This window comes from Staphylococcus caprae, from assembly GCF_002902725.1.
Lineage (GTDB): Bacteria > Bacillota > Bacilli > Staphylococcales > Staphylococcaceae > Staphylococcus > Staphylococcus caprae.
In genome coordinates this window covers 20,258-44,027 of record NZ_PPRT01000008.1, presented here as the reverse complement: position 1 = coordinate 44,027, position 23,770 = coordinate 20,258, and the positions used below count along the sequence as shown (strand labels likewise).

The window sequence follows — 23,770 nt, the reverse complement described above, 5'->3', positions numbered from 1 at the left end:
GAATTTGAGCATCCTTATATTTAATGTAATAGACCTTGATCTTTTATTTCTTGATCAAGATGTGCATTATACTTTTCTACAAATTGCATCATTGTTTTAAATTCTTCATCTGTAATGTTGTCAAACACTTCTTGGTCTCTACGTTGAAATTCCTTATGTAGGTCTTCATGTATTTGATAGATTTCTGTACCCGCTTCCGTCAACCTAAAGTATACTTCTTTCTTATTATCAGGATTCTTATAACTTTCAATTAAACCTCTTTGTTCAAGTCGTTTAGTCAATTTACTAACGGCACCACGCGTCATAAATAACGCTTCCGTCAATCGTCTCACGTTAGGTTCATTTAATTCTTGAATCGCTTCAATACAATGCACTTCACTTGGCTTATTCCCTTTAAGCGCTTCTTCCATTTTCCCTTTATTCAACCACGCAATTTTGTTAAATATGTCACGGAAATTTTTCATTATCGCTTGTTCTTTATTCATACAACTCACCCCTTACCTTTTTGAAAATAAACCTCCCAACCACACGAGATGATTAGGAGGCTCCAAATAGACTGATACGTCTTATTGATAATTTACCATGAAATATTTTTTCTTACCACGACGAATAATCGTAAATTCATTGTCTATTTTATCTTCATTGCTGAATTCATAATCAACTGACTGTTGACGTTCACCATTGATATAAATCGCACCGTTATTCACATCTTCGCGTGCTTGACGTTTAGAAGAAGCAATACCTGTTTCGATTAACGCTTCAATAATATTTGTTGTTTCAGAAGATAATGTAACTTGTGGTACATCTTTAAATCCTTCTTTTAATTCTTTACCAGATAATGATTTTAAATCACCGCTAAATAAAGCTTTAGAAATTCGAATCGCATCATTTAACGCTTCTTCACCATGAATAAATTTCGTTACATTTTCAGCTAAAGCTTTCTGAGCTTCACGTAAATGAGGTGCTTCCTCTTTAGATTGCTCTAAACGATCTATCTCTTCTTTATCTAAGAACGTAAAGTATTTCAAGAACTTAATAACATCTTCATCAGATTGATTAATCCAGAATTGATAGAATTCATATGGACTCGTTTTCTCAGGGTCTAACCAAACTGCACCTGATTCTGATTTACCGAATTTCTTACCATCTGATTTAGTGACTAATGGAATTGTTAAACCAAATGCTTCAGTTTGACCATACATACGGCGCATTAACTCAATACCACTAGTGATATTACCCCATTGATCTGAACCGCCAACTTGGATTTTACAGTTTAATTCACGATTTAAATGACCGAAATCAATCGCTTGTAAAATCGTATATGTGAATTCAGTATAAGAGATTCCATGTTCTAAACGTGTTTGAATAGAGTCCTTTCCTAACATGTAATTGACTCCAACATGTTTACCATAATCTCGTAAGAAGCTAATTAATGAAATTTGGCCTAACCAATCTTTGTTATTAACTAAAACTGCACCTTTATCAGTCCCAAATTCAAATAAACGATGCATTTGTTTAGATAATCCTTGAACATTTGCTTCTACTTGTTCTTCAGTTTGAAGTACACGTTCTTCAGATTTACCTGATGGATCCCCAATCATTCCAGTTCCCCCACCGATAAGTACGATAGGACGGTGACCGTGTTCTTGGAAACGTCTCAACGTTAAGAATGGTAATAAATGCCCAATGTGTAAACTATCCGCTGTAGGATCAGCACCACAATACAATGTCACTTGTTCTTTATTTAATAAATCTTCAATGCCTTGTTCATCTGTTTGTTGATAAATTAAGCCTCTCCACTTTAAATCATCAATTAATGCGTTCGTCATTACTTACATCCTCCTTAATCATTGTTCTATATCATGTCTGTTTTGAAAAGTCATTCATTCACAGGTACCTTTGTATCATTGTGGTATAGAGATTTCATTTTCCAAAGCATAGTTATTGGAATAGTTAAAATGCCTAAAAAAAATTCATTCACAAAATAAAAAGCCCCTACATCATGAAATGTAAGGGCGCAATTGCACGGTACCACCATACTTAATCGAGTGTAATGATACACTCGGATTACTTTATTAATGAGACGTTCATTAATGAAACGTTGAATAACATGATAGAGGTGTATTCACATTAAAGCAATTGTTAGTTCACAGCCACCACTAACTCTCTAAAATATCCCTTAAATGTTACTTCTCCTCGTATTCAAAATATATCGAATTGAATTTAATTATAGATAACATTATTTTAAAAGTCAACTTCATGAATATGGTATACTATATCTAAATTTAGGAGGTATGCGATGCGTCACAATAAAAGTATTCCACAAACAACAGATAAATACGTGCAATTTGAACGCATTTATAAGAAAATTAAACACGTTTGCGTTGGCATATTCCTAGTTATACTTTCCATTAGTATTCTATTGTTGATGGGATTCATCTTGTACTTCCACCATCTCACATCTGAGGCATCCTCTATAAGTAATAGTGAATTGAAGCAGAAAGTACTTCATATTCCAGGGGACGAACTTATCAATCATCGTAATAATCATATTCTTGAAGAATATGATCATTCTCAAAATACATTAATTGTGGGTCCTAAGCATGTCAATCCAAATGTGATTCATGCGCTTACGTCCTCAGAGGACACTCTTTTCTATAAACATAACGGTATATTACCTAAAGCACTGATGAGAGCAATGTTTCAAGATATCGTTGATGCTCATGAAACATCTGGCGGTAGTACCATCACACAACAACTCATCAAGAATCAAGTTCTAACGAATAAGAAAACTTACAGTCGTAAAGCAAATGAAATCATATTAGCGATGAAACTTGAAAAAATTCTATCAAAGAATGAAATTATTTATACGTATTTGAATATCGTTCCATTTGGTCATGATTATAATGGTGCGAATATCACGGGTATATCTTCTGCTTCTTTCAGTTTATTCGGCATACCACCTAAAGAATTAAATATCGCTCAATCAGCGTACTTAATAGGATTATTACAAAGTCCTTATGGCTATACGCCGTATGATGATAATGGAAATTTAAAAAGTAATGAAGAATTTAAATATAGTATTCAACGCCAACACTATGTTCTTAAACGAATGTTAGTCGAAGGAAAAATTTCAAAAAAACAATATATTCGAGCAAAAAAATACCATATCAAAGCACACCTACTAACACATCCACAACAAGATGCATCATAATCGATAATTATATTATTAAAGGCTCTAGCGGAAATCACCCATTCGCTAGAGCCTTTTATCATGATAGTTGCTTTTTTATAAATTAGAATAATCCTATCGCATGTCCGTCATCTGTAACATCCATGTTAAGTGCAGCAGGTTTCTTAGGTAAACCAGGCATAGTCATAATTGCACCAGTTAATGCGACAATAAATCCTGCGCCTGTTTTCGCTTCTAATTCTCGAATCGTAATTTCAAAGTCTGATGGCGCTCCTAAAGCTGTTTGATCATCACTAAATGAATATTGTGTTTTAGCCATACAAACAGGATAGTTATCCCATCCATTTTCTTTGAATTGTTTTAACTGTTTTTGCGCTTTATTACTAAATGTAACTTTTGAACCACCATAAATTTCTTTTACAATTGTTTCAATTTTAGCTTCAAGAGGTTGTTCTAATTCGTACAAGTGCTTAAATGTTTGTGGTTGATCGATGACTTCTAAAACTTGGTTTGCTAAATCGATGCCACCTTTACCACCTTTTTCCCATACTTCAGTTAAAGCAATGCGTACACCATTTTCTTTCGCCCATTGCTTAACAAATTCAGTTTCTGCCTCAGTATCATGAATAAATGCATTGAGTGCGACAACGGGTTCTAAACCATATTTCTTCACATTATTGACATGACGTTCAAGGTTAACAATACCTGACTTAATTGCTTCAACATTTTCCTCTTTAAGATTATCCTTAGCTACACCGCCATGCATTTTGAGCGCACGAATAGTTGCAACAACAACGACTGCAGATGGTTCAAAGCCTGCTTCACGTGCTTTGATATTGATGAACTTTTCAGCACCTAAATCTGAACCGAAACCTGCTTCAGTTACTACGATATCAGCTAAATCTCTAGCAGTTTCAGTTGCTAAAATAGAATTACAACCATGCGCAATATTAGCAAATGGTCCACCATGAACGAGTGCTGGCGTTCCTTCAATCGTTTGTACTAAGTTAGGTTTAATTGCGTCTTTAAGAATCATCGCAAGTGCGCCTTCAACTTTTAAATCTGCTACTGTGATTGGACGACGGTCTCTTGTGTAACCAATCGTAATACGACTAATCTTGTCCTTTAAGTCTTTAATGCTACGACTTAAACATAAAATAGCCATGATTTCTGATGCAACCGTAATGTTGAAACCATCTTCTCTAGGTACACCATTCGTAGGACCACCTAATCCAACGTTGACATGACGTAGCGCACGATCATTCATGTCTAACACACGCTTCCATTCAATTCGACGTTGATCAATGCCCAGTTCGTTACCTTGATGTAAATGGTTATCGATAAACGCTGATAACGCATTATTAGCAGTCGTAATCGCATGAAAATCGCCATTGAAATGTAAATTAATATCTTCCATTGGTAATACCTGTGCATAACCGCCACCTGTTGCGCCACCTTTAATACCAAATGTAGGACCAAGCGCTGGTTCACGTAAAGCAACCATGACATTATGATTCAGTTCATTTAGTGCATCGGACAAGCCAACTGTTACAGTCGATTTCCCTTCTCCTGCAGGTGTTGGACTCATCGCAGTTACTAATACCACTTTACCTTTATTTTCTTTAGGCTTAATCTGATTAATATCAATTTTAGCTTTATAATGTCCATATTGTTCGAGTGCATCAGCAGAGATGCCTGCTTTTTTAGCAATTTCTCCAATTGGTCTTATTTCTGATTGATTCGCAATGTCTAAATCTGATAAATGTGCCAAATTATTCAACCCCTTGAAATTTTTATCAATGAATCTTAAATCATGCATGCTTATTTATACTACTTATATGATTTATGATAACCGACTCAATTTTGATTGTCGAATAATTATAATAAATATTTATATAATGTTCGTTCTTAATAATTATTTTAATTTAATAACAATATGGTGGAGCTCCATTGTCTAAAGAATAGCTAGGATCAAGATAAACGTGTTACAAGTTTTCTTTCAATTCAAATATCTTCTATCAAAATATTAAAAGAAGCTGAGATATTAAATGATATCCCAACCTCCCATACTTATATTTAATCTTCCATTGTACTTAAATCGCCAGCGTCCAAATTTAATTCCCATGCTTTAAGTACACGTCTCATAATTTTACCTGAACGTGTTTTTGGTAATTTATCTTTAAATTCAATTTCACGCGGCGCTGCATGTGCAGACAAACCTTCTTTTACGTATTTACGGATGTCCTCTTTCAATTCTTCTGTTGGTTCATATCCTTGTCTTAAAGAAACAAAAGCTTTAATAATTTCTCCTCGTACTGGATCCGGTTTACCAATTACACCTGCTTCAGCTACCGCTTCATGTTCAACAAGTTTTGATTCAACTTCAAATGGACCCACACGTTCGCCAGCTGTCATAATGACATCATCAACACGACCTTGGAACCAATAGTATCCATCCTCGTCTTTATAAGCAGAATCTCCTGAAACGTACCAATCACCGATAAAGTATGAGTAATACTTTTCAGGGTTATTCCAAATCTCGTACATCATTGAAGGCCAACCTTTCTTAATCGCCAAGTTACCCATACGATTAGGTGGCAATTCATTACCTTCATCATCAATAATGGCTGCTTCAATGCCTGGAAGTGGCTTACCCATTGAACCAAGTTTAATATCCATTGACGGATAATTAACAATCATATGTCCACCTGTTTCAGTCATCCACCACGTATCTAAGACACGTTTACCATAAACATCTTTAGCCCACTTAATCACTTCTGGATTGAGAGGTTCTCCTACAGACAAGATTGAACGTACTGAAGATAAATCATATTTCTCAACAATATCGTCTCCAGCACTCATCAGCATACGTAAAGCAGTTGGCGCAGTATACCAAACTGTAACTTTAAATTCTTGCAACATACTGTACCAAGCTTCTGGTGAGAAGCGACCGCCTGCAATACAATTTGTGACACCATTGAGCCAAGGCGCGAATACACCATAAGATGTACCCGTAACCCAACCTGGATCAGCAGTACACCAATAGATGTCATCATCTTTTAAATCTAATACGTATTTTCCTGAAATATAATGAAGTAACATGGCCTTTTGAACATGTAAGACACCTTTAGGTTGACCTGTTGAGCCAGATGTATAATGAAGAATCAGACCATCATCAGGTTCTAACCATTCGATATCAAATTGATCACTTGCTTCATCCATCTCTTTATTAAAGTCAATATATTCACTGTCAACATCTTGGTCCACGACAATAATCGTTTCTAGATTTGGCAATTTATCTTTTGGAATGCGAGGCAATAACGCTTTATTCGTAATCACCACTTTAGCTTCACTATTTTCGAGTCGATCTGCGACTGCTTTCTCCATAAATGCTTCAAATAATGGACCCACAATTGCCCCAATTTTTAAGATGCCTAAGAAAGCAAAGTATAATTCTGGTGTACGAGACATAAAGATAAAGACACGATCCCCTTTTTTAACTTGTGCCTTATCTTTAAGTATATTCGCCGCTCTATTAGACAACTGCTTTAAATCATTATAAGTATAAGATTCTTTTCGCTTCTCATCTTTATAATTGAGAGCTATTTTATCTCCTTTTCCGCTATCTACATGTCGATCGATACATTCATAAGCCATATTCATTTTTCCAGTTTCATACCAAGAAAATGACTTTTCAACTTCCTCCCAATTGAATTCTTGATAAGCTTTTGCGTAATTATCTAAGTTATATTGTCCTGGTTCACTTTGATAAAGTTCAACTTTCATTGTAAATCCCCCTTTGTAAATGAAATCGCTTTCTTTAAAAGTTATTATACATATAATTTTCACATTATTCAAAATTTTTCGTGTAGTATTTAGTAATTAATTGTCTAATTACAACCACTTTTTATATAATAAGTATAAGTATCAGCGGCGTTACATTAGGAGATGATATCTTGAGACATGTTAAAACCTATGTTACTAAGAATATGTTAATCAATGGTGAGAATTTCATTATCGAAGGGCCTGTTTCATATACATTTTTGAAAACGCTTACTTTCGATGAACAACTCGATTCATTTCGTCTACCTCAAGATCAATATGAAGCATTATTAGAGATTACTGAATTACCAGAAGGACGTGTTTATGTAGTTAGACAGCGTAATCATCTTATTGGATATGTTACCTATCACTACCCTGATGAATTCGAAAGATGGTCAAAAGGCCACTTACCTTATCTGATTGAATTAGGTGCCATTGAAATCAGTCCAAAATACAGACACTTTCACTTAGGTGGCGAACTTATTGCTACAAGCTTATCCTCTGATGAATTTGAAGATTATATTGTGCTGACGACTGAATATTATTGGCACTGGGACTTAGATAACGCTCAACTTGATGTGTTTGAATATAAGAAACTGATGCAGAAATTAATGGCTAAAGGTGGTCTTGAAATCTTTGCTACTGATGATCCAGAAATTACAAGTCACCCTGCTAATTGTTTGATGGCTCGTATTGGTAAACGTATTAGCCTTGATCAACAACAAGCTTTTGATGATATTAGATATAAGAATAAATTCTTCTTTTAAGTTCTGAATTATAGTTTGTAGTTACTTTTTAAAAGGGATGGGATAAACATATCATTCAGGAAAATGAATTGTGCTGTCCCACGCCCTACTTAGAAAATTTAATAAAAATGTTGATAAGGGGGTGACATGATGCAAAATAAAAACATAAAAACGGGATATGTTTATTCAGATGAAATTTTAAAATATCGGTTCAATAACGAACACCCATTCAATCAAATGCGTCTTAAGTTAACAACGGAACTCTTAAAAGAAGCAAAATTTCTTAAGCCTGAACATATCATCAAACCAAGAATAGCAACAGATGATGAGTTAGCACTTATTCATAAATATGATTACATTCAAGCTATTCGTCACGCTTCACATGGGATTTTAAGTGAAGAAGAAGCTAAAAAATATGGACTAAACAGTGAGGACACCGTGCAATTTAGACATATGCATCGACATAGTGCCCGTATTGTAGGAGGCGCCCTTAATTTAGCGGACCGATTGATGGATGGCTCTTTGGATAATGGTTGTCATTTAGGCGGTGGACTTCATCATGCTCAATCTGGTCGGGCTAATGGCTTTTGTATTTATAATGATGTAGCGATTACAGCAAAATATTTAGTTGAACGCTACAATCAACGTGTAATGATTATTGATACTGATGCACATCATGGCGATGGCACACAGTGGAGCTTTTATACAGATAATCAAATTATGACTTATTCTATTCATGAAACAGGCAAGTTTCTTTTCCCAGGTTCTGGACATTATACTGAACGTGGTGAAGATCTCGGTTATGGTTATACAGTCAATGTGCCATTAGAGCCCTATACAGAAGATGACTCATATTTAGACGTATTTAAAGAAACTGTGGAACCAGTTATAGCAGCTTTTAAACCGGACATCATTTTAAGTGTGCATGGGGTAGATATCCATTATAGAGATCCTTTAACACATATCAGTTGTACGTTAAGCACGCTCTATACGATTCCCTACATCATACAAGATTTAGCAGCTCGTTATTGTCATCATAAAGTAATCATGTTTGGCGGCGGTGGTTATAATATATGGAGAGTTGTACCTCGTGCTTGGAGTCACGTCTTTCTCAGTTTAATCGGTGAACCCATTCAACAAGGTTACCTCCCTCTGAGCTGGATTAATAAATGGAAATTATATAGCCCTGTTCAACTCCCTAAACGCTGGGAAGACCGACTAAATGATTATACTTACATTCCTAGAACTAAAGAAATTTCTGAAAAGAATGCTCGAATAGCAAAGCAAGTCTCCAGTTGGTACGCACATTATAAAGATGAAAAGTAAATTGTCAGTCGAGTCGAACCATTAAAGGCATAAAAAAGCGGATGCGTGTTGAGTGAAAAGTAGTTATACCTCAAATCATGCATCCGTTTTAACATATATTTAATTCATCTTATCGTGAGCCTGAGCTCATCGGCGATAGTTTATTTCGTAGTGCCACGATATTCTATTCTATGTGGAAGAATCACATTTGGCTCTTCAATATCTTCTTCGTTCATATATTTCGTTAATAATCTCATGCCTACTGCACCGATATCATATAAAGGTTGGATGACACTTGATAATTGAGGACGAACCATTTCAACAAGGCGTGTATTGTTGAAGCTGACAATTTGTAAATCCTCAGGTACTTTCACACCAGCATCTAATGCACTGTGTAAAATACCTATTGCTTGTTCGTCACTAATTGAAAGTATTGCGTCTGGCATATTATCTTGTAATCTTTCAAATGCTTTAATGCCCTCTTTATAACTTTCTTTCCCAGAGAAATGAAGTGCTTCATCCAATTCTAGTTGATGTTGGTCAAGAACTTTAGTTAATCCTTGTAACACATCGTCTTGTGCTTTTTTAGAATAATCCCCACCTACAAGAGCAAATTTTTTAGCACCTTGTTCAAACATATGTTGTGCTGCTTCCTCTGCTGCTTGTTTGAAATCAATGTTCACTGAAGCGATGTGGTCATCTTTACCATTTGTGCCTGAAACGACAACAGGAACTGATGATTGATTAATTAATTCTTTAATTTCTTCTGAAATCGTACCACCAAGGAAAATAATACCATCTACTTGTTTACTTAATAGATTATTGAATATTTCTTTTTCTTTCTCAGGATCATTATCTGAGTTAGAAATAATTGAATGATATTTATACATTGTAGCGATATCTTCTAAACCACGGGCAAGTTGTGAATAATACACATTTGAAATGTCAGGTATAATCACTCCTACAGTAGTTGTACGTTTACTTGCAAGTCCTCTAGCAACGGCATTAGGTCTGTAGTTTAATTTTTTAATCACTTCATTGACTTTATTTCGAGTTTCGGGCTTAACGTTTTGATTGCCATTTACTACTCGTGAAACAGTTGCCATCGACACACGTGCTTCTCTTGCAACATCATAAATTGTTACAGTCATAATTATCCTCCTTGTAAGCGTTTTATTAGCTATTATATCGTGCTTTCATATCATTTTCAAAGTTTATCATATTTAAAACGTTTGCGAAATCATTTTGTTCTTTTGTCACATTTCTGTCAGAAAGAGCGTGTACAATTCGTTAGTTTTTGTGTATTTCTATTTTAAAAATTTTATATTTCTATCAATAGTATTTCTAATAAATAGAAATTCCCTAAAAAATAAAAAGGACTACTTTACTATCCTGTTTAGAGAACAATAAAGTAGCCTAATCTGTCATTACAATAAAGTTATCACTCGAAAATTATTTTAATTTCTTAGCGTTATACATATCTGCAAGTGGTTTGAGTTCATTATAAAATTGATTGAATTCACTTAAGTCCATTTGCTGACCTGCATCACTTAAAGCGACAGATGGATCTGGATGAACCTCAGCCATTACGCCATCTGCACCTACAGCTAATGCGGCTTTAGCAGTTGGTAACATAATATCTTTTCTTCCTGTACTATGTGTAACATCGACCATTACAGGTAAATGTGTACCTTGTTTTAAGATAGGTACTGCAGAAATATCTAAAGTATTTCGAGTCGCCTTTTCATAAGTACGTATACCACGTTCACATAAAATGATGTTTCTATTGCCTTGAGAAGCAATATACTCTGCTGCATAAATGAATTCTTCAATAGTCGCTGATAAACCACGTTTTAAAAGAATCGGTTTATTTGTGCGTCCAGCTTCTTTTAATAATTCGAAGTTCTGCATATTTCGAGCGCCAATTTGGAACACATCTAAGTATTCATCTGCAATTTCAAAGTCATTAGGATTTACTATCTCACTCACTACATTTAAATTAAACTTATCTTTAACGTTTTTAAGTATTTTTAATCCTTCTACACCAAGACCTTGGAAATCATAAGGAGATGTACGAGGTTTGAATGCACCACCTCTGATAAATTTTTCTCCTTTAGCTTGTAAGTCACTTGCAACAGCATCCACTTGTTCTTGTGATTCTACCGAACAAGGACCGAATACAAATGATTTATTTCCATCACCAATGATGCCACCGTTATCAAATTTTACAATCGTATCTTCTGGTTTAAGTTTACGAGAGACATAAAGGTGTTTTTCATTTTCAGATTTTTGTAAATCAGTAGAGGCTTTAAAAATTTTTTTAAACAACTGCTTAATTACATTATCATTAAATGGACCTTGGTTTTTATCCAATAATTCGTTAATCATTTCTTTTTCACGCTGTGGATCATATACTTGAGTCCCTTGTTTAATTTTTTCTTCTCCAATTTTTTGAGCTAACTCGCCTCTCTTAGATAACAAATCTAAAATTTGGTTATTTAATGAGACAATCTCTTCACGGTATTGTTCCAATTTATTAGTCATTTCTACTCACCTCTAAGATATAATTATGTATGAAAGTATATTACTTTAAAGCGATAAATTAAAAGTATTTAGACCTAATTTTAACAATTTCAATTTTATAGTTCAAGTTGTTGTTTACAGAAAATAAAAAATTTTCTAAAAACGTCATAACTTGCTCAAACTGTTAATGTGTTTCATATGTGGGCGAAATTTCATTTTAATTTAGAAAGGCTGAGACAATCTTTAAAAGTTGCCCCAGCCTTTTGAATCATATCTTTAATTAATATAATTATTCAGTTTAATCATTAAAAGTACGTTTTTCAATCTTGCTGTTCGCTTTTTCTACCTTTTGTTGATTATTATCTGATTGAGTTTGTTGTTTTTGATTTCTATTGTTTTGTTTAGGTGTATTACTTTGTTTTTTGTTTGTTGTCTTTTTATTTGTGTTTTTCTTTTTGTTGGTAGCATTCGTTTTATTGCCAGTATTCTTAGATTTTTGACTACCTTTTGTTGACTTCTCGTGTGTCACTACGCCATTTTCAAATGTTGCTGATGCTTGAGACTGAGTTGTTGTACCTTTTTGAGTAGTATCTTTCTGTTTTGCATTTGAAGACTGCTTATTAGATTGAGTGACTAAGTTTGGCACATTTGTTTTTTTCTTACCTTTTTTAATCGTTGGTTCTGCTAATAGAGCTTCTGTCAATTGTGCTTCTTTAGAACCTTTAGTTAATTTGGATTTTTTAGTCTTAGCTGCCGTAGCTAAACGGTTAGCAAATGAACCTTCATTAGATGATGTTTCTTCTTTTTGATCTTTAGTTACTAAATTAGGAACTTCTTTGTTAGAAGATTTAGGAATATCTTGTTCAGTAGTAAGATCTTTTGTATTCTTAGCTACTTGACTATCATTATTGATTTTATCATTTTTAGTTTGCGCAGCTACTGCCATTTTTTCTGCTTGTGTATGACTAGCTGTATCTTCATTTTTACCCTCTTTAGTTGTAGGATCAGCTAAATTATTATCGCTTGATTCTTTCTTAACAGCTGTTTGAGCGATAGCAATTTCTTCAGCAGAAGGTTTTTTATCACTATCAATATGTGCGTTTTCTTGGCTATCTTTAGCCTTCGCATCATTTTTAGCTTCTTGAATATTTTGTGCTTCTGGTGATTGATCTGCGAGTTCTGTTTCTTCTTGGATTGCGTTTTGTTGTGCAGTTAACTCTGAAGTTGATGGTCCGTTTTGTTGTTGTGCTTCAGCTTTCGCTTCTTGGATATCTTGCGCTTCTGGTGACTGATCTGCAAGTTTTGTTTCTTCTTGGATTGCGTTTTGTTGCGCAGTTAACTCTGAGGCTGTTGGACCGCTTTGTTGTTGTGCTTCAGCTTTCGCTTCTTGAATATTTTGCGCTTCTGGTGATTCGTCTGCAAGTTTTGTTTCTTCTTGAATTGCATTTTGTTGAGCAGCTAACTCTGAAGCTGATGGTCCTTGCTCTTGGTCAAAATCATCTTTCGTAGCTTCTAGTTTAGCCTCTTGAATTTCTTGTGCTTCAGGAGACTGATCTGCAAGGTTGTTATCGTTCACTTCTCTTTGAATCGCTACTTTTTGAGCTTGCAATTCTTCAGAAGTTAATCCATCTTTGGAGCGATTTCTAAAGTCTTCCACTTTTTCTCTAACTGAATTAACTGTATTCTCAGCTTGTTCTTTATAATCGAGAACTTTGTTTCTTAAATCTCTCTCTTTATCTCTTAATTCATCTGTCTTTTTGTATACTTTATTCTTATAGTATAAACCTAGAGCTGAACCAACGATTGCACTAGCTATAAAGCTTACTACAAAATCCTTACGTTTAGGCGCTCTTGATGAATAACGTGACGTACGGTTATATAAATCACGACCTGTATTATTTGTCTCAAAATCATCGCGGTTATAATGTTCCATAAACAATTCCTCCTAAAACAAAAGCACTTAAATAAGTAAAAACCTCATTTAAGTGCATTTAATTCGTTCGTATTAATTATTTGTTAACACGTGTAGTGTAGCTATGATCAGCATTGTTATCTGAATGAGTATAGCCATGCTTAGCATCGTCAGCTACAGTGTTTGTTTTGTAGTTTGCACTTCCTCTACGGTAGTATCTATTTTGCCATTTGTCTGCAATTTCCATTGCAACGTTTGACCATTGTACTACTTGAGAAATTTTATCTTCATTTTGAGAAATGTTGTGCGTAATTGAGTTTGTTACTCGATCTACAGAACCATTTAAATTTTGTACTGAGTCACCAATGCCTTTAACAGCATCTACAACTGAGTTTAAACGATCCACTTTACCTTGAATATCTTCAGTTAAACGATTTGCTTTATGAAGTAAATCAGTAGTTTCACGAGTAATACCTTGAACTTGACCTTCAACACCATCTAGTGTTTTAGCCACGTAATCTAAATTCTTTTTAACAGAAATTAAAACAACAACGATACCGATACATAAGATTAAGAAAGCTATCGCGGCAATAATTCCTGCAATTGGTAAAATCCAATCCATTAAAAACGCCTCCTAAATACCTTAAATTAAAGTCATTAATATTTAATACCCATGATGTTTTAATATAAACATATTAAAAGTCATTTTCTACGCCTAATTTTTCAAAATATGCTTTAAGTAACTTTTGAATGTCACCCGCACCCATAAATAAAATTACAGCGTTTTCAAATTTTTCTAATACGTCAATACTATTTTCATCTATTAGTGCCGAACCGTCAATACGATTAATTAAATCTTCTATTGTTAAGTCACCAGTATTTTCTCTAATCGAACCAAAAATTTCACATAAGAATACTTGATCTGCTTTACTCAAGCTAGATGCAAATTCATCAAGAAATGCTTGTGTTCTAGAGAAAGTGTGTGGTTGAAAGACAGCTACTACCTCTTTATTTGGGTATTTTTTTCGAGCTGACTCAATTGTAGCACTAATTTCTCTTGGATGGTGAGCATAATCGTCTACTAATACTTGATTAGATACTTTTGTTTCATTAAAGCGACGTTTTACACCACCAAACGTTTCTAACGCTTCTTTAATATTTTCAATATCCATTTTTTCTAAATAACTTATCGCAATAACTGCAAGCGTATTTAAAATATTATGGTCGCCAAATTGTGGTGATAAGAATTGATCATAATATTCACCATTGATATAAACATCAAATTGAGTACCTTTTTCAGTAATTTGAATGTTCTTAGCATAGATATCATCTGATTCTTTAAAACCATAATAATAAATTGGTACATCAGCTTCTAATTTACGTAAGTAATCATCATCGCCCCATGCAATAATTGCTTTTTTAACGTTATGTGCCATATCTTGGAAAGCATCATAAACGTCTTCAATATTTTTGAAATAATCAGGGTGATCGAAGTCAATGTTAGTCATAATTGCATAATCTGGATGATAACTTAAAAAGTGTCTACGGTATTCACACGCTTCAAATGCAAAATAGTCACTACCTGGCAGGCCCATTCCAGTACCATCACCAATGAGGAATGATGTCTTTTTATCACCATTCATCACATGTGAAAGTAAGCCAGTAGTTGAAGTTTTACCATGTGCACCCGTAACTGCTACAGAAGTATATTGATCAATCACGTGACCAAGAAAATCATGATACTTAATTACATCTAATTTTAAATCATGTGCTCTAACGATCTCTTCATGAGTATCTGGAAATGCATTCCCTTGAATGACTACCATACCTTCTTTTATATTGTCAGCATCAAAAGGTAGAATTTTAATGCCTTTATTTCTTAGAGCAACTTCTGTAAATACGTATTTTTCAATGTCTGATCCTTGGACTTCATGACCAAGGTCATGCATGATTTGTGCTAATGAACTCATGCCGGAACCTTTAATTCCGACAAAATGATAGTGCGTCATTTTAATACTCCTTACTCAATTTATTCTTTATTTAAATCCGCTTCAGTAATATAAACATCCCTTGGTTTAGAACCATTAGCGCCTGAAATATAGCCTAACTGTTCTAACTGATCGATAATTCTAGCTGCTCTATTGTAACCAATTTGGAAATGTCTTTGGATAAGTGAAGTTGAAATGTGTCCTTCATTTACCATAAACTCGCACACATCGTCGAATAAATCGTCTTGTGCTTGAGATTGTGTTTTCTTAAGTAGTTCCTTTTCCTCAAATAAATATTCAGGGTCGCGTTGTTGTTTAATAAAGTCAACAACATCATCAATTTCTTCATCAGAAACAAATGTCCCTTGAACGCGAATTGGCTTATTCATGCCACTACCTAGGTATAACATATCTCCATAACCTAGAAGACGTTCTGCGCCACCACTATCTAGAATTGTTCTTGAATCAACTCTTGAAGATACCATAAACGCAATTCTAGTAGGAATATTCGCTTTGATAAGACCAGTAATGACATTAACTGATGGTCTTTGTGTTGCAACCAACATGTGAATACCACATGCGCGCGCTTTTTGAGCAATACGTGCAATGGATTGCTCTACCTCTTGAGGCGCCATCATCATTAAGTCGGCCAACTCATCAATTACTATAACAATTTTCGGCATTCTTTGCTCATACGGTGCCTTTTTGTTGAAAGCAGTAATATTTCTCACATGATATTGCGCAAACAATTTATAACGTTTCTCCATTTCTTCGACTGCCCATTTTAAACTTTGTGTGGCAGCTTTAACATCAGTAATTACTGGAGAAACTAAGTGTGGTAAATCGTTATATGGTGCAAGTTCTACCATTTTAGGATCAATTAATAATAGGCGTAATTCTTCTGGATGATTTTTATATAATAGTGACATCAATATACTATTGATACAAACTGATTTACCTGACCCCGTTGCCCCTGCAATTAAAGCGTGAGGCGTTTTAGCGATATCCATAAGTAATGGTTCGTTATTAATTCTATAACCCATTGCTACAGTCAATTTAGATTCTGTATTTTTAAATTTAGGCGTCTCAATGATTGACCTTAAGTTTACTTTAGTTGGATTTTGGTTTGGCACTTCTATACCAACTAGACTCGTTCCAGGAATTGGTGCCTCAATACGAATATCTTTTGCTGCTAAAGCCATTTTAATATCATCTTGAAGTGCAGTAATTCTTGAAACTTTAACACCTTTTTCTACAGATAATTCAAATCTTGTCACACTTGGACCTTCAGTCACATTTTTAACTTCTGCAGGTACGTTGAAATAGTACAATGCATCAATTAGTTCCTGTTTCTTTTCTTCTATCCACTCTTCGTTGATTTCGTGTGGTTCTGGCTCCTCTAATAAATCAAAGCTAGGTAGTTTGATATTAGGCCCTTTTCTTATTCCTTGATGTTGAGGTTGTTGTTGGCTCTGATGTTCATGATGATTTGAATCTTGTTCTTGTGTCACATTTGAATTGTGAGTTGTAGTAGTTTCTTCATGGTCTTCTACTTGATGACTCATGTGACTGTTTAATTCATGATGATCTTCTATATTCTGCGCTTCTGAAAAATGAAAATCAGTATTCGATGTTTCTACATCTTCTGTATCCGAATCATGAGCGTCATTATACGAATGTAGATCTTCATCAGTACCACTATTCGGAGCTGCATCTTTAGGATTAGGATGACGATAATCTTGTTGTGACATTGATTCTGAATGTTCTATATCGTTACTATCTTCATTTGATGAAGTGGAGTAAGTAGTAGAACCTGATTCACTCTCAGAAGATCGACTCGAATCGGTAGTGCTATAAGAAGCATTCTGAGTATGACGCTGTTCAGGTTTTAATTCTGGAACATTTACACTATGCTCTTTTTTACTATCCATCATTCTCTTCTTATCAGATGGCGTCATTAAAACGTTGAACGGTCGACTACCACCAAATCGTTGTTTCGGTTTAGCTGGCGCTTCAGATTTTGAATGTGATACTTCTGTATCCATTTCAGAACCTTGGCTTTGACCTTCTTGACTTGAAGACGTTGAATGCGGTTCGCTAGTTGACGTTGCACGGTCACTTTCTAAAGTCTGACTTGATTGAATAGTTTCGCTTGGCTGTTCTTTGAACGACTCACTTGAAGACGACTCACTTGAACTTGCAGATGGATCTGTATCATTGATATCTCTATGTTTCGCATATTCTGTTTCATTGTCCACGCTTTGATTAATTGCCTCATTGTACTGATGTTGTTTTGAGTCTTCTTGTTCAGAATGAGTTGTTGCATCTGATTGTTGTTGGCTATCGTCTAATTCGTGGAATTGAGCATCTTCAATCTCTTCATCTTTTTTGTTAAGTTCATTTTCATTATCTTGACCTGACTTCATCGGACCATCATTCACTTGTACATCTTCATCATTTAACTTTTGAATATGATGTTCATCATCTAGATTAATCTCTTCGTAATTATAGGATGACGCACCAATTTGATCCTCTTCAAAAGACTTTGTTGAAGGATGATCTGAAGAATCATTTAATTCTACATCGATATGATCTTCATTGTCATCTTCGTCTAGAGAACTTTCTCCAATGTATTGATGCGCTTGTTTTGCATACATTTCATCAATCGCTTTTTGAATACTATCCTCTTCTGAGTTTTGATTCTGTTGTCTTTTAGCTTGTAATGCTTTCTTAAATCTCCGCTTTTGAAGAACTTTTCGTTCTCTTTCTCGTCTAATCTCTTCAACGATTTGAGAAGCGTATATATTTTCGATATTGATTGTGTTATCTCTTTTAGAATAGTTCGGCGTTTTCCCTTTTGATTGATGAGATGATTGTTGATTTGACTGTTGCTCTGGTGAAGACTGTTGAGAACGACTTGAATTCTTTGATTGCTGTTCGTTGTCACTTTTCTCAGGTTGATTAGAATGCAGCGAGTCTTCTTGTTGATAACCCATTTGGCTATTAATTGACTGTCTATACATGTTCACATCGTATTCATTTGAAGCGTGACGTTGGCTTTGCTTAGAATCAGAATCTTTATTCATATCCTTTGAATCATCGTTTTGTGATTCTTGTTTAGGCGGTATCACACCATTCTCAATTGGTCGTCTTTTCTTAGTTCCGAATATAGCTGATGGAACTTCACTCGCTTTAAAGCTACTACGATGATATGTAAATTCAGAACTTGAAGGTGAATGTAACTGACTTTTAGATTTTAATCGCTCAGATTGTAATTTCGTACGAGAATGATGGTTCTCTTTCTTGTGATCTTTTTGAGCGTTTGACTGACTATAGGTATTTCTTCTGCTATTACGTTTAGGTTCATGAGAAGTTTGTTTATCGACATGATGGCTTTGATAACTATCGCTAGCACTACCTTCAGTCATTTGTGAAGCTCTACGACGTCGATGTCTTTTCCCGTAGCTATCAGTAGTATAGGTTTGTCCATAGTCTTGCGTGTAATTTGAGTCAGAATACGCCTGGTATCCAGAAGTTTCACTTTCATCGTAACTATGTTCCTCATATTGAGCAGATGTTTCCTCAGACACTTGCATAGGAAATCTAAATTTTCCTCTTGGGCGATTATAAATGTCATTATTTTGAGGCAGTAATGAGTCTTGATTATTTTGTTGTGATTGCGAACTCTGTCTTCTTTTTTTATTTTTACGTAACAGGTCGCTATTTGAATCATTATCTTCGCCAAATAATTTATCAAACCAGCTCATAATTCCACTACCTTTCTTAATTAATCAAAAAATGCTTGCCCAATTTCGTAATCGTCGCTTAATACCATAATACCTTTTTCTTGTGGCGCGTTAGGTAAATTCAATTCTTTCATTGAACAAATCATACCGCTAGAAGCAACACCACGGAGTTCAGCATCTTTAATGACCATTCCGCTTGGCATCACAGCGCCGACTTTTGCTACAACGACTTTTTGACCTGCTTCAACATTTGGTGCTCCACATACAATTTGCAGTGTATCGTTACCAACATTGACGTTAAGTACGCTTAACTTATCAGCATCAGGATGTTTTTCTTTAGTTTCTACATATCCTACAACGAATTTTGGAGATAGATCTGTATCTAATTGATAATTAAATCCTGCATCTGAAATTGTTTGTTGTAAAGCGTTAATGATTTCTGAAGTTAATTTAATATGTCCATTTCCTTCAATATTTACCTTTTTAGATGCGTCAAACACGTTATATCCTACGACTTGTCCTTCTTTTGTAATTTCAACGACATCGTTTTGTTTATTGTATTCAAACGCACCGTCTGTAGGTTCAATTTGTAAGAATGCCACATCTCCTACCCCTTGTGGGTTGTAAAATAAGTTCATTTATAAAACTCCATTTCTATTATTTATCTTTATCATTGAATTTCTTTCTATTCGCTTCTAATCGCTGAATGACGTCAGGATTTCGCTTTTGTTTATTATTTTTCCCTAAAATGAATATCGGTTCTAGGTGCCCTTTATCATAGCCAAAGGACAATGATGTAATAGGTACTAACCCTTTAGTAAAGAATTCCATAGTTAAATGGGCCATGACATCATAACCTGTTTTATTGCGTATATCAGCGATAACAAGAACGTCTTGATGAGGTACAGCTACAAGCATTTCACCTTCGCATTGTTCTTGAATCTCATTTAAGAAAGATGTATTAAGTATGCGACTGGCATCATATCCATCATTAGAGTTGATGAAGTAGAAGATATTCCCTTTAACTTCATCTGTAGCGTATTTATTTTCAAGTTTTCTAACATTGAATAATGACATTTCTTTAACTTGTTGTTCTGTCATATTTAATGTTTCTAACATACTTTTGTCTATTAATCGATATGATTTACCTAAATCCAGTGCATAGTAAATATTCGTTTCAGCAGTATGTTCACTATAGACAAATGATTGACCTTCTTTGGTCTTCTTATCAAAACTTGTTGCTCTTATAACTGGCATGATTTTTATATCATCAAGTTGTTCAATGGCGTTATCCCCCATTTGAGCAATAGCTTCTTCAACGTAATAAACAATTTCATCTATAATTTTATCTTTTTGCTCTTCATATTTAGCGACAATAGCATTGAGTTTAATTGTTACACCTTTATGATTATCTGTTCGATAGATTCGCAATGTTTCTTCTTCTCTATCAAATTTAAAGTCCACATTTAAATGATTTAAACGTGCTTTTAATTTATCTCTCATTTGAAAGACGTTCATTTATAACACTCCTATTTTCGCACCTTATAACAGTTTACAATAAATAACCGCTATATAACAGAAAAAACTAAAATACAGTGTGTATATTTCGTGAGTTTTAAAATTTATACAAATCTAGATGTGTTGTGCTAAAAATTCGTCGATTTGTTCAATTGATTTTCTTTCTTTTCCAATATAGCTACCTAAAAGTTCGCCCTCTTTAAAAACTAAAAAGCTCGGTATTCCTAGAATATCGTTATCTATACATAAATCAATAAATTGATCTCTATCTACAGAGACAAAATCAAATTCTTGATATTTCTCTTCTAACTTGGGTAAATCAGGTTCGATAACTCTACAATCTGGACACCATCCAGCAGTAAATTCAAACACCGTTTTACCTTGTTTTAATTCTTCGAATTGTTTTTCAGATTCAAGTTGTTTCATACTCTATACTCCTTATCCAAATTTTAAAGTTTCAATTTGTTGTTCAGTTAAGTTCATAATACTTTCTTTTAATAATTGTCTTGCAGCATAATAATCTCTTATATCAAATACTGCATCAGTACTGTGGATATATCTCGCACAAACGCCAATGACTGCTGTTGGAATCCCTTCATTAGCTTTATGAATTTCTCCGCCATCTGTACCTCCTGGAGAAATGTAATATTGATGTGCAATATCATTAGATTCAGCTAATTGTAACAGATAGTCTCTAAACTGAGGTTTTAATATCATCGTACCATCTTTAATACGTATGAGTGTGCCCTCCCCTAGTGCACCAGAGAGTTGTTGCTTGCCTTTAATATCATTTGCTGGTGAACAATCTACAACGAAGGCAATGTCAGGATTAATTTGTTCTGCTGCCGCTTTCGCACCTCTTAAACCAACTTCCTCTTGCACATTTGCACCTACATATAAATCTACATCTAATTCTGTATCCTTAAGTAATTCTAATATTTCTATCGCAAGCACACAACCGTATCGATTATCCCAGGCTTTCGCACTATAGCGATGCTCAGATAATTGTGTGAAGATTGTATCTGGGACAATGGTGTCGCCAATTTCTATCCCTCTACTTCTTACTTCTTCTTGGGAAGTAGCACCTATATCTAACATCAAATCTTTAATTTCAGGAACAGCTTCGTTTCCTGTTCTAAAATGTTTTGGTATGTTGGCTACTACACCCACGACTTGATCACCATTTCTATTTTTCACTTTAAGTCTCTGACCTTGCCAAATATCATTTGCAACGCCACCTAATTGAGTGAATTGTATCATGCCGTTATCTTTGATATGTGTAATCATAAAGCCAATTTCATCCATATGAGCTGCAATCATTACTTTTGGTGCATTCGCTTTTTTAGATTTTTTAATACCATAAAATCCGCCCATTTTATTTTGAAGAAATTCATCTACGTATGGTGCCATTTCTTTTTTCATATAATCTCTAACCTCATTTTCGAAACCAGGGGCTCCATGAAGTTCTGTTAAATTTTTAATTCGTTCTAAAGTTTTCGTATTTTCAATCGTCATACAAAATCTCACTCCTTGTACTCTATTATATCATCTTCAATATGGTAAACTAATGATAAGAATTTCGTTAAGAGGAGAATATATGATGAAGTTTTTTAATTTAAAAAGTATCGCACTCATGACATTTACAACAACTGTTATAGTTTCTATCTGTGCAATTATTTATTTAGCTAAGCACAAATTTTATAACGCAGAACGATTACTTGAAGAAGTTAAAACATACTTTAGAGAAGTTAAAGGCTCTTATATCGTGCATCAGCCTATCGTTTTAGATAACGTTAATCAGAATCAACCTATCTATCAAGGCGGTATTACAGCATACAAACATGGTGAATTAGTAGAATATGAGTTTTATGCAGATGCACTTTCTGGACAAGTACTTGATATTATAGAGTTATAATATTTTATACGGAATGTAATAAATAAAGGTTATAGTTTGAGAGTTAACTAAAATTCCTCAAACTATAACCCTTTTTTCATCTGGAAATGTATGTGTCGATTGTCTTATGGTCATCTTTGTATTTTACTGCAAAATAATTTTCATCATGGTAAAACAAGAACCAATAATTATGATACATAAAATATGGAATCAAACGTTCTTTTTTACGGATAGATTGCATTGGATAATCATCGTATGCCGTAATCCAAAGTGGATTAAGGTGTGCAGTCGTTGGGAAAATGTCAGCCATATGAACAGCATGCTCCCCTTCGCTTTCAATTGTAATAATAGAATGACCAAAGCTATGGCCACCTGTATGAATCATCTTAATTCCAGGATAAGGTTCTATTTCATTTTCAAATAAAATAAGATTTTGCTTGTAATCTCCTTGATTTTCTTCCCAATAAGTTGCTTGGCTTCTTATGTTAGGTGATAAAAATTCATGCCATTCGTCCTGCTGAATAAAATGTGTCGCATTTTCGAAAATTGCATGTCCATGATTATCAGTTAATCCAGTTGCGTGATCGAAATGGAGATGTGTCATCAATACCATGTCAATGTCAGAGGTAGTTAATCCTAGTTGAGCTAAATCTTCTTGAATGAGACTCTCATAGTCTACACCACTATTGCGTTGCTGTTTTTCAGAAAGTTTACCATTACCTAAACCTGTATCTATTAAAATGTTCTTATCTTCAGTTTGAATAAATATAGGATGTGTAGGCGTGTGAATTTGATTTTTATCATTGACTTTATATTTTCTCGTCCATAATGGTTTAGGCACGACGCCAAACATAGCTCCGCCATCTATATTTGTGTTCCCACCTCTTAAATAATGTATTGTAAACTTTCCTAATTTCATAAATAACTCCTCCTCTACGTTATTTATATTCTAAATTGATGTAAATTACATCTTTTATTCAAAAGTATTACAAATATTATCTAATCGCAATTCAAACAAATGATTTTTAACTAATTAGAACGATTTAAAAATTAATAAAAAAGGCTGGGACATGATTAATTGTCTCAGCCTTTTTTTACATATTGGCAGTAGATGTCTGAATTA

19 protein-coding genes are annotated in these 23,770 nt (G+C 34.3%); 4 read left to right on the top strand and 15 right to left on the bottom strand.

Features of this window, described 5'->3' with window-relative positions; genetic code table 11:
* Positions 1-20 precede the first annotated feature (20 nt).
* Entirely contained in the window at positions 21-485 is a 465-nt protein-coding gene (locus CD155_RS01915) for a MarR family winged helix-turn-helix transcriptional regulator (protein WP_103212361.1), read from the bottom strand.
* 81 nt (positions 486-566) lie between these two features.
* Complete coding sequence (gene tyrS / locus CD155_RS01910; protein WP_070830849.1) at positions 567-1,829, bottom strand: tyrosine--tRNA ligase; 1,263 nt, start codon at positions 1,827-1,829, stop codon at positions 567-569.
* Between the two features lie 470 nt (positions 1,830-2,299).
* Here tyrS and CD155_RS01905 point away from each other — a divergent pair, with 470 nt between their 5' ends.
* The gene (locus tag CD155_RS01905; RefSeq protein ID WP_070830846.1) at positions 2,300-3,214 is read left to right on the top strand and encodes a transglycosylase domain-containing protein; all 915 of its coding nucleotides are present in this window, start codon (positions 2,300-2,302) and stop codon (positions 3,212-3,214) included.
* 82 nt (positions 3,215-3,296) lie between these two features.
* Here the strand turns inward: CD155_RS01905 and CD155_RS01900 are convergent, their stop codons facing one another.
* Positions 3,297-4,964: a formate--tetrahydrofolate ligase gene (locus tag CD155_RS01900; protein ID WP_070871977.1), complete on the bottom strand. Its 1,668-nt coding sequence runs from the start codon at positions 4,962-4,964 to the stop codon at positions 3,297-3,299.
* 305 nt (positions 4,965-5,269) lie between these two features.
* Positions 5,270-6,979 carry an acetate--CoA ligase gene (acsA, locus tag CD155_RS01895; protein ID WP_103212360.1) on the bottom strand — a complete coding sequence of 570 codons (1,710 nt, stop codon included), beginning with the start codon at positions 6,977-6,979 and terminating at the stop codon, positions 5,270-5,272.
* Between the two features lie 170 nt (positions 6,980-7,149).
* Here acsA and CD155_RS01890 point away from each other — a divergent pair, with 170 nt between their 5' ends.
* Both CD155_RS01890 and CD155_RS01885 read left to right on the top strand, forming a co-directional pair.
* Complete coding sequence (locus CD155_RS01890; protein ID WP_103212359.1) at positions 7,150-7,782, top strand: GNAT family N-acetyltransferase; 633 nt, start codon at positions 7,150-7,152, stop codon at positions 7,780-7,782.
* Between the two features lie 129 nt (positions 7,783-7,911).
* Positions 7,912-9,087, top strand: a complete 1,176-nt coding sequence (locus CD155_RS01885; protein ID WP_103212358.1) for an acetoin utilization protein AcuC — start codon at positions 7,912-7,914, stop codon at positions 9,085-9,087.
* Between the two features lie 140 nt (positions 9,088-9,227).
* On the opposite strand, the gene ccpA is transcribed toward CD155_RS01885, so the two are convergent.
* The 10 genes from ccpA to CD155_RS01835 all read right to left on the bottom strand — a co-directional run bounded on the left by ccpA (position 9,228) and on the right by CD155_RS01835 (position 22,268).
* Positions 9,228-10,217, bottom strand: coding sequence for a catabolite control protein A (gene ccpA / locus CD155_RS01880; protein ID WP_103212357.1), 990 nt, complete (start codon positions 10,215-10,217; stop codon positions 9,228-9,230).
* Between the two features lie 301 nt (positions 10,218-10,518).
* Positions 10,519-11,610, bottom strand: a complete 1,092-nt coding sequence (locus CD155_RS01875) for a bifunctional 3-deoxy-7-phosphoheptulonate synthase/chorismate mutase (protein WP_103212356.1) — start codon at positions 11,608-11,610, stop codon at positions 10,519-10,521.
* A 277-nt stretch (positions 11,611-11,887) separates the two neighbouring features.
* Positions 11,888-13,522: a coiled-coil domain-containing protein gene (locus CD155_RS01870; RefSeq protein WP_103212355.1), complete on the bottom strand. Its 1,635-nt coding sequence runs from the start codon at positions 13,520-13,522 to the stop codon at positions 11,888-11,890.
* A gap of 76 nt (positions 13,523-13,598) precedes the next feature.
* Complete coding sequence (locus CD155_RS01865; RefSeq protein WP_103212354.1) at positions 13,599-14,123, bottom strand: DUF948 domain-containing protein; 525 nt, start codon at positions 14,121-14,123, stop codon at positions 13,599-13,601.
* A 73-nt stretch (positions 14,124-14,196) separates the two neighbouring features.
* Positions 14,197-15,510 (bottom strand): UDP-N-acetylmuramate--L-alanine ligase, encoded by a 1,314-nt coding sequence (gene murC / locus CD155_RS01860; protein ID WP_070873374.1) that lies wholly within the window; start codon positions 15,508-15,510, stop codon positions 14,197-14,199.
* A gap of 20 nt (positions 15,511-15,530) precedes the next feature.
* On the bottom strand, positions 15,531-19,256 hold the full coding sequence (locus CD155_RS01855) for a DNA translocase FtsK (protein WP_103212353.1): 3,726 nt from the start codon (positions 19,254-19,256) through the stop codon (positions 15,531-15,533).
* Positions 19,257-19,276: 20 nt separating this feature from the next.
* Positions 19,277-19,873: a YtpR family tRNA-binding protein gene (gene ytpR / locus CD155_RS01850; RefSeq protein WP_103212352.1), complete on the bottom strand. Its 597-nt coding sequence runs from the start codon at positions 19,871-19,873 to the stop codon at positions 19,277-19,279.
* A 19-nt stretch (positions 19,874-19,892) separates the two neighbouring features.
* Positions 19,893-20,753, bottom strand: a complete 861-nt coding sequence (locus CD155_RS01845; protein ID WP_103212351.1) for a DUF1444 domain-containing protein — start codon at positions 20,751-20,753, stop codon at positions 19,893-19,895.
* Positions 20,754-20,867: 114 nt separating this feature from the next.
* Complete coding sequence (locus tag CD155_RS01840; RefSeq protein WP_002443444.1) at positions 20,868-21,179, bottom strand: thioredoxin family protein; 312 nt, start codon at positions 21,177-21,179, stop codon at positions 20,868-20,870.
* A 12-nt stretch (positions 21,180-21,191) separates the two neighbouring features.
* On the bottom strand, positions 21,192-22,268 hold the full coding sequence (locus CD155_RS01835) for a M42 family metallopeptidase (RefSeq protein ID WP_103212350.1): 1,077 nt from the start codon (positions 22,266-22,268) through the stop codon (positions 21,192-21,194).
* A gap of 85 nt (positions 22,269-22,353) precedes the next feature.
* Between CD155_RS01835 and CD155_RS01830 the strand changes: the two genes are divergently transcribed.
* Positions 22,354-22,668 carry a peptidase gene (locus CD155_RS01830; RefSeq protein WP_037541514.1) on the top strand — a complete coding sequence of 105 codons (315 nt, stop codon included), beginning with the start codon at positions 22,354-22,356 and terminating at the stop codon, positions 22,666-22,668.
* Between the two features lie 76 nt (positions 22,669-22,744).
* Here the strand turns inward: CD155_RS01830 and CD155_RS01825 are convergent, their stop codons facing one another.
* Complete coding sequence (locus CD155_RS01825; protein ID WP_103212349.1) at positions 22,745-23,566, bottom strand: YtnP family quorum-quenching lactonase; 822 nt, start codon at positions 23,564-23,566, stop codon at positions 22,745-22,747.
* Positions 23,567-23,770 lie beyond the last annotated feature (204 nt).

What these genes read in the sequence shown, in the direction of transcription:
- CD155_RS01915 (WP_103212361.1), bottom strand. Translation starts at nt 485, where the DNA reads ATGAATAAAGAACAAGCGATAATGAAAAATTTCCGTGACATATTTAAC.
- tyrS (WP_070830849.1), bottom strand. Translation starts at nt 1,829, where the DNA reads ATGACGAACGCATTAATTGATGATTTAAAGTGGAGAGGCTTAATTTAT.
- CD155_RS01905 (WP_070830846.1), top strand. Translation starts at nt 2,300, where the DNA reads ATGCGTCACAATAAAAGTATTCCACAAACAACAGATAAATACGTGCAA.
- acsA (WP_103212360.1), bottom strand. Translation starts at nt 6,979, where the DNA reads ATGAAAGTTGAACTTTATCAAAGTGAACCAGGACAATATAACTTAGAT.
- CD155_RS01885 (WP_103212358.1), top strand. Translation starts at nt 7,912, where the DNA reads ATGCAAAATAAAAACATAAAAACGGGATATGTTTATTCAGATGAAATT.
- ccpA (WP_103212357.1), bottom strand. Translation starts at nt 10,217, where the DNA reads ATGACTGTAACAATTTATGATGTTGCAAGAGAAGCACGTGTGTCGATG.
- CD155_RS01875 (WP_103212356.1), bottom strand. Translation starts at nt 11,610, where the DNA reads ATGACTAATAAATTGGAACAATACCGTGAAGAGATTGTCTCATTAAAT.
- CD155_RS01870 (WP_103212355.1), bottom strand. Translation starts at nt 13,522, where the DNA reads ATGGAACATTATAACCGCGATGATTTTGAGACAAATAATACAGGTCGT.
- CD155_RS01865 (WP_103212354.1), bottom strand. Translation starts at nt 14,123, where the DNA reads ATGGATTGGATTTTACCAATTGCAGGAATTATTGCCGCGATAGCTTTC.
- murC (WP_070873374.1), bottom strand. Translation starts at nt 15,510, where the DNA reads ATGACGCACTATCATTTTGTCGGAATTAAAGGTTCCGGCATGAGTTCA.
- CD155_RS01855 (WP_103212353.1), bottom strand. Translation starts at nt 19,256, where the DNA reads ATGAGCTGGTTTGATAAATTATTTGGCGAAGATAATGATTCAAATAGC.
- ytpR (WP_103212352.1), bottom strand. Translation starts at nt 19,873, where the DNA reads ATGAACTTATTTTACAACCCACAAGGGGTAGGAGATGTGGCATTCTTA.
- CD155_RS01845 (WP_103212351.1), bottom strand. Translation starts at nt 20,753, where the DNA reads ATGAACGTCTTTCAAATGAGAGATAAATTAAAAGCACGTTTAAATCAT.
- CD155_RS01840 (WP_002443444.1), bottom strand. Translation starts at nt 21,179, where the DNA reads ATGAAACAACTTGAATCTGAAAAACAATTCGAAGAATTAAAACAAGGT.
- CD155_RS01835 (WP_103212350.1), bottom strand. Translation starts at nt 22,268, where the DNA reads ATGACGATTGAAAATACGAAAACTTTAGAACGAATTAAAAATTTAACA.
- CD155_RS01830 (WP_037541514.1), top strand. Translation starts at nt 22,354, where the DNA reads ATGAAGTTTTTTAATTTAAAAAGTATCGCACTCATGACATTTACAACA.
- CD155_RS01825 (WP_103212349.1), bottom strand. Translation starts at nt 23,566, where the DNA reads ATGAAATTAGGAAAGTTTACAATACATTATTTAAGAGGTGGGAACACA.